This is a genomic window from Cellulosimicrobium cellulans (assembly GCF_001722485.1).
GTDB classification, from domain to species: domain Bacteria; phylum Actinomycetota; class Actinomycetes; order Actinomycetales; family Cellulomonadaceae; genus Cellulosimicrobium; species Cellulosimicrobium cellulans_A.
Map to the genome: position 1 here is coordinate 1 of NZ_LWGL01000161.1, position 6,775 is coordinate 6,775.

A 6,775-nucleotide genomic window follows, 5' to 3' on the forward strand; every position below is an offset into this window, starting at 1 on the left:
GGGCGCGGGCGGGGCGGCGGACGCATCAGGCCTCCGGCTCCCCTGCGCGACGGCCGAGCCGGTCGAGGACGACCGGGCCGAGCTCGGTGACGTCGCCGGCGCCGACGGTGAGCACGAGGTCGCCGGGCCGCGCGGCGTCCGCGACGACGCGCGCCGCCTCGAGCCGGTCCTCCACGGCCGTCGCGACGCCGGGGCGCACGAGGTCGACGACGGTGCGGGCGTCGACCGTCGGGTCCGGGTCCTCTCGGGCCGCGTAGACGCCGGTGACGACGACGAGGTCGGCCGCCCCGAGCGCGTCCGCGAACTCGCGGGCGAAGGCGCGCGTGCGCGAGTACAGGTGCGGCTGGAACAGCACGAGCAGGCGGCCGTCCCCGGCCACGGGCCGCGCCGCGGCGAGGAGCGCCGCGATCTCCGTCGGGTGGTGGGCGTAGTCGTCGACCACGCGCACGCCCGCGGCGGTGCCGCGCGCCTCGAACCGGCGACCCGTCCCGAGGAAGTCGTGCGCGCCGGCGACCGCCGCGGAGGGATCGACGCCGAGCAGCACCGCGACCGCGACCGCGGCGGCGGCGTTGAGCACGTTGTGGTGGCCGGGCACCTGCAGGCGCAGCCGCTCCGCCGCGACGTCGCGGCCCGCGACGGCGCCCTCGACCGTCGCGCTCACGCCGCCCTCGGCCTCGGGCCGGACGGCGGACAGCCGCAGGTCCGCGTCCGCGGCGGTGCCGTACGTCACGACGGCGCCGCCGCGCGCCGCGTGGGCGCGGGCGAGCGCGAGCGAGCCCGGGTCGTCCGCGCACGCGACGAGCGCACCGCCCGGCCGGATCCGCGCCGCGAACTCGACGAACGCATGCTCGAACGCCTCGCGCGAGCCGTAGTGGTCGAGGTGGTCGGGCTCGACGTTCGTCACGACGGCGACGTCCGGCGCGTAGTTGAGGAACGAGCCGTCGGACTCGTCGGCCTCGGCCACGAGCACGTCCCCGGACCCGAGGTGCCCGCCCGCGACAGGACCGTCGGGCGTGACGACCGAGCTCCCGATCGCGAAGGACGGGTCGAGCCCGGCCCGGCGCAGCACGGCCGCGACCATCGCCGACGTCGTCGTCTTGCCGTGCGCGCCCGCGACGGCGACCGCGCGCCGGTCGGCCATGAGCGCTGCCAGGGCCTGCGACCGGTGCAGCACGCGCAGGCCCGCCGCACGCGCGGCGGCCAGCCGGTCGCGCAGACCGAGCAGGGCGGCGCCCCCGCGGCGGAGTAGCCGGCACCAGCACGTCCCGGGACCCCGGGGGCTGCGGACCTGGTCCGCGGTGCCCGGGGTCCTCGGCGTCGGGGGTCAGTGCACGTGCGCGTCGCGGCCCGCGAACCACGTGGCGACGCCCTGCACGGCGGCGACGCCGACGAGCAGCAGGAGCGGCAGGGTCCACGACCCGCTCGCGTCGTGTGCGAGCCCGACGCCGAGCGGCCCGAGCGCGGCGAGCACGTAGCCGGCGCTCTGCGCCATGCCCGACAGCTCGGACGTGTGCGCGGCGTCGCGCGCCCGCAGCGCCATGAGCATGAGCACGAGGCTGATGCCGCCGCCCTGGCCCAGGCCCAGGAGCACGACCCACAGCGCCGCGGCCGCGGGGGCGAGCACGAGGCCGAGGAGACCGCCGGCGACGAGCAGGACGAGGAGGACGCCGATCGCCCGCTGCCGCCGCATGCGCCCGGCGACCAGCGGCGTGACGAACGAGCCGACGATGCCGACCATGTTGCCGAGCGCGAGCAGCCACCCGCCGGCCTCGGCGGTGCGCCCGAGGCCGACGAAGATCTCGGGCAGCCACGCGTTCGTCGCGTAGAACGACAGCGACTGCGTGCCCATGACGACGGTGACGGCCCACGCGAGCGGGCTGCGCCACACGGTCCGCGCGGCGGACGGCTCCGTCCCGCTGCGGAACGGCGCCGGTCGGGCGTCGGCGGTGCGCAGCGCGCGCGGGGCCCAGACGACCGCGCCCGCGACCGCGAGCAGCCCCCAGGCGGCGAGCGCGCCGCGCCAGTCGAGCCCGGCGGCGTCGGCCACGGGGATGGTGAGCCCGGCCGCGAGCGCCGCCCCGCCGGACAGCGACATCGAGTACAGGCCGGTCATGAGGCCGACGCGGTCGGCGAAGTCGCGCTTGACGAGCGCGGGCAGGAGCACGTTGCCGAGGCCGATCGCGCAGCCCGCGACGACGGTGCCGGCGAACAGCGCCCACGCGGTCGGCACGAGCCGGACGGCGAAGCCGAGGCAGAGCACGACGAGGCTCGCGAACAGCACCCGCTCGAGGCCCCAGCGGCGCGCGAGCACGGGCGTGACGGGCGCGAGCAGGCCGAAGCACAGGACCGGGAGGGTCGTGAGCATCCCGGCCGCCGCGCCGCTGAGCCCCTCGTCCGTGCGGATCTCGCCGAGCAGGGGCGAGATCGCCACGACGGCCGGGCGGAGGTTCAGCGCGGCGAGGACGACGGCGACCACCGCACCCGCGGCGAGCGGCCGGCGCACCTCCTCGGGGATCGTCACGGGTTCCCCTACGCCGTCTGCACGAACTCGGTGACGGCGTCGGCGACGAGCTGGACGGCGATCGCGGCGAGCAGCAGACCGGCGATGCGCGTGACGAGGATGGTGCCCGAGTCGCCGAGCACGCGGTTGATGACGCTCGCGAAGCGCATGGACAGCCACAGGCACACGTGGACCGCGACGACGCCCGCGGCGATGGCGACCCACTCCGCGACGCCGCTGCCGCCCTCGCCCGCGCGCTGGACGAACACCATCGTCGCGACGATCGCGCCCGGCCCCGCGAGCAGCGGGGTGCCGAGCGGGACGAGGGCGACGTTGACGCCCTTGTTCCCGGACGGCTCCGGGTCCTCCATCTTGCCGGTGAGGAGCTCCATCGCCACGAGCAGGAGCAGCAGGCCGCCGGCCGTCTGCAGCGCCGGCAGCGAGATGTGCATGTAGCTGAGGATCTGCTGGCCGAACACGGCGAACGCCACGATGACGCCGAACGCCACGAGGATCGCGGTCCGCGCCGCCTGCTTGCGCTGCTTGGAGCCCATCGCGCTCGTCAGGCCGAGGAACACCGGGACGGTCCCCGGCGGGTCCATGATGACGAACAGGGTGACGAAGACCTCCGTGAAGAGCCGGACGTCGAGCACGTCGCTCATGCCGCGGCCACCCGGCCCTGCCTCTGCCCGCTCCCCCGGCTCACCGGATCACGTCCAACTGTCCCAGCTCCTCGATCTGCTCCAGCACGGTCGGTGCCGTCGTGTTCTCCCCGAGCCGGTTCGGCTTCCCGGCCCCGTGGTAGTCGCTCGACCCGGTGACGAACAGCCCCAGGGTGCGGGCCATGTCGCCGAGCCGGGCGCGCTGGCGCTCGTCGTGGTCGCGGTGGTGCACCTCGAGCCCGGCGAGCCCCGCCTCGGCCATCTCCTCGATGACGGTGTCCGCGACGACGCGCCCGCGGCCGTCCGCGCCCGGGTGGGCGAAGACGGGCACGCCACCCGCCGCCCGCACGCCGCGGACTGCGGCGACCGCGCCCGGGGCGTAGTGCGGCACGTAGTACGGCGTGCCGGGCGCGAGGATCGTCGCGAACGCCGCGGAGCGGTCGGTCACGTGCCCGGCCGCGACGAGCGCGTCCGCGATGTGCGGTCGCCCGATCGTCGTGCCCTCGGCGGTCTGCGCGAGCACATCGTCCCACGTGATCGGGTAGTCCTGCGCGAGGCGGTCGACCATCTCGCGGGCGCGGCTCGTGCGAGCGCCGCGCGTGCGCTCGAGCTCGTCCAGCAGCGCCGCGTGCGCGGGGTCGTGCAGGTAGGACAGCACGTGGACGCTGATGCCGCCCGAGCGCGCGGAGATCTCGGCGCCGCGCACGAGGGCGATCCCGGTCCGCAGCGCCGCGTCGGTCGCCTGGGCCCAGCCGGCGGTCGTGTCGTGGTCGGTGAGGGCGACGACGTCGAGCCCCGCCGCCGCGGCCGCCTCGACGACCTCCCCCGGCTCGTCCGTGCCGTCGGACGCCGTCGAGTGGGTGTGGAGGTCGATGCGCACGGAGCAAGGATAGTGAGCGGTCGCGACCCCTCTGTCGTCCCGTCGCCCCGGTCGCCCCGGTCGCCCCGGTCGACCGTCGCCCGGGGCACCGGACCCGCACACGATGTTCACGCGGGGCACCGCCGCTCACCATGTGAGTCCCAGGGAGTGGTGCGATCGTCGAGGACGATGACCTCCACGCTCCTGCTTCCCCCCACCCTCGACGACACCGCTCCGGCCGCCGAGCCCGCGCCTGCGGTCGTCTTCGTGCACGGCATGCGCACGTCGGGCGCGATCTGGGACCGCCAGGTCGAGCACGTGCGCTCCCTCGGGCACGACGCCGTCGCGGTCGACCTCCCCGCGCACGGCGTGCTCGCGCGCGAGCGGTTCACGCTCGACCGGTCGTTCGAGGTGCTCGACGAGGCCGCGGCGTCGTTCGGCCCGGACCGCCGCGTGGTGCTCGTCGGCCTGTCCCTGGGTGGGTACACGTCCCTGGCCTGGGCTGCCCGCCGCCCGGTGAACCTCGCCGGCGTGGTGGCGGCGGCGTGCACGTCCGACCCGAAGGGCAAGCCCGTCGCGCTCTACCGCGACGTGGCGCGGCTCGCGGTCGCCGGCGGCGGTGCCGTCGGGCGCGGCGCGCGGTGGACCGCCCGTCGCAGCGCGCAGGCCTGGGGAGCGCTCGCCCGCGCGGGGCGGTCCCACCCGGGCGGCACCGCGCTCCCGCCGGCCGGGTCCACCGATCCCGGCGACCCCGCCGCGCACAGGCCCGGCTGGGGCATCGTCACCGACGCCCTGACCCAGCTCGCCGGCCGGTCGTGGCTCCCGCACGTGCGCAGCCTCGACGTGCCCGTGTGGCTCGTCAACGGCCAGCGCGACCACATGCGCCTCGACGAGCAGCGCTTCCTCGCCGCGGCGGCGGACGCGGAGCTCGTCGTCGTACCGCGCGCCGGCCACGACGTGAACAGCGAGGCCCCGGAGGCGTTCAACCGCGTGCTGGGCCGGGCGCTCGCCGACTTCGCCCGGCAGCGCGGTGCGACACTGGTCGCATGACCGACGCCACCCCCGTCACCTCCGAGACCCCTGACCCGAGCGCGGATGCGTCGCAGGACGTCGCGGAGCGCGGGAGCAACCGCTCCCAGCGCCCCGACTCCGCGGCGTTCAAGGCGTTCATCACGAGCGGCTGGGCGCCGCGCGCACAGCTCGACGTCGAGCCCTCCCCCGCGGTCCCGTTCGCCGCGGCGCGCCGTGCCGCGCTGTCGGCACGCTTCCCGGGCGTGCGCCTCGTGGTCCCGGCCGGCCCGCTCAAGGTCCGCTCGAACGACACGGACTACCGGTTCCGTCCGCACTCGGCCTACGCGCACCTCACGGGCACGGGCTGGGACACCGACCCGGACGCGGTGCTCGTGCTCGACCCGGTCGAGGACGGCGCGGGCGACCCGGCCGGCCCGGACGGCGCGCGCAGCGCGCACCACGCCGTGGTGTACGTGCGTCCCCTCGCCGCGCGCGACACCGAGGAGTTCTACGCCGACGCGCGCTACGGCGAGTTCTGGGTGGGGGCGCGCCCGTCGCTCGACGACGTGACGACGGCCACCGGCATCGAGGCGCGCCACGTCGACGAGCTGCGCGACGCGCTCGCGAAGGACGTCGGCCCGGACGGCGTGCACCTGCTCATCGTCTCCGGCGCGGACGAGGGCGTCGAGGCGCTCGTCGAGGCCATCCGCGCGGAGGCAGGGCTCTCGGACGAGTCCGCCGCCCCGGACGAGCAGCTCACCGAGGCGCAGTGGCTCGAGCGCGCGCAGGAGGCGTTCCGCCGCACGGACGCCGCTCTCGTCGAGGCCGTCTCCGAGCTGCGTCTCGTCAAGGACGCGTACGAGGTCGAGCAGATGCGCGCGGCCGTCGACGCGACGATCGCCGGTTTCGCGCAGGTCGTGCGCACGCTGCCGCGCGCGCTCGAGCACCGCCGCGGCGAGCGCGTCATCGAGACGACGTTCGACGCGCACGCGCGCCTCGAGGGCAACACCGTGGGCTACGAGACGATCGCCGCCGCGGGTGAGCACGCGACGACGCTGCACTGGATCCGCAACGACGGCGTCGTGCGCTCCGGCGAGCTCGTGCTCCTCGACGCGGGCGTGGAGGTCGAGTCGCTCTACACCGCCGACGTGACCCGGACGCTGCCCGTCGACGGCACGTTCACCGACGTCCAGCGCCGCGTGTACCAGGCGGTGCTCGACGCCGCGGACGCCGCGTTCGCCGTCGCCGTCCCCGGTGCGCGGTTCCGCGACGTCCACGCCGCGGCCATGGAGGTCGTCGCCGCGCGCCTCGAGGAGTGGGGCCTGCTGCCGGTGAGCGCAGCCGAGTCGCTGTCGCCCGACGGCCAGCAGCACCGCCGCTGGATGGTGCACGGCACGAGCCACCACCTCGGCCTCGACGTGCACGACTGCGCGCAGGCCCGCCGCGAGCTCTACCTCGACGGCGTGCTCGAGCCGGGCATGGTCTTCACCATCGAGCCGGGGCTCTACTTCAAGGCCGACGACCTCGCCGTGCCCGAGGAGTACCGCGGCATCGGCGTGCGCATCGAGGACGACGTGCTCGTCACCGAGGACGGCAACGAGAACCTGTCGGCGGCGCTGCCCCGGCGCCCCGAGGACGTCGAGGCGTGGATGGCGTCGCTCCGCGGCTGACCCCGCGGCGCCTCCCGCGCGGGACGGGCGCCCGGCGCCCGCCCCGGTCCGTCACGCCGGGGGCGGCGTCGGG

The 6,775-nt window shown here is 76.4% G+C and carries 6 protein-coding genes; 2 read left to right on the forward strand and 4 right to left on the reverse strand.

What is annotated here, in order from left to right:
- Positions 1 to 25: 25 nt before the first annotated feature.
- From murC to JZ5iCDA_RS14265, 4 genes are all read right to left on the reverse strand, one after another.
- Positions 26 to 1,174, reverse strand: a complete 1,149-nt coding sequence (gene murC, locus JZ5iCDA_RS14250) for a UDP-N-acetylmuramate--L-alanine ligase (RefSeq protein WP_253182102.1) — start codon at positions 1,172 to 1,174, stop codon at positions 26 to 28.
- Between the two features lie 150 nt (positions 1,175 to 1,324).
- Positions 1,325 to 2,521, reverse strand: coding sequence for a CynX/NimT family MFS transporter (locus JZ5iCDA_RS14255; protein ID WP_069387766.1), 1,197 nt, complete (start codon positions 2,519 to 2,521; stop codon positions 1,325 to 1,327).
- An 8-nt stretch (positions 2,522 to 2,529) separates the two neighbouring features.
- Positions 2,530 to 3,162, reverse strand: coding sequence for a MarC family protein (locus JZ5iCDA_RS14260; protein ID WP_069387767.1), 633 nt, complete (start codon positions 3,160 to 3,162; stop codon positions 2,530 to 2,532).
- Between the two features lie 40 nt (positions 3,163 to 3,202).
- Positions 3,203 to 4,042: a PHP domain-containing protein gene (locus JZ5iCDA_RS14265; RefSeq protein WP_069387768.1), complete on the reverse strand. Its 840-nt coding sequence runs from the start codon at positions 4,040 to 4,042 to the stop codon at positions 3,203 to 3,205.
- 168 nt (positions 4,043 to 4,210) lie between these two features.
- Here JZ5iCDA_RS14265 and JZ5iCDA_RS14270 point away from each other — a divergent pair, with 168 nt between their 5' ends.
- Both JZ5iCDA_RS14270 and JZ5iCDA_RS14275 read left to right on the forward strand, forming a co-directional pair.
- A complete protein-coding gene (locus JZ5iCDA_RS14270; RefSeq protein ID WP_083260036.1) occupies positions 4,211 to 5,071 on the forward strand; it encodes an alpha/beta fold hydrolase in 861 nt (286 codons plus the stop codon).
- Positions 5,068 to 6,702, forward strand: a complete 1,635-nt coding sequence (locus JZ5iCDA_RS14275; RefSeq protein WP_069387769.1) for an aminopeptidase P family protein — start codon at positions 5,068 to 5,070, stop codon at positions 6,700 to 6,702. The genes JZ5iCDA_RS14270 and JZ5iCDA_RS14275 overlap by 4 nt, the downstream gene beginning before the upstream one ends.
- Positions 6,703 to 6,775 lie beyond the last annotated feature (73 nt).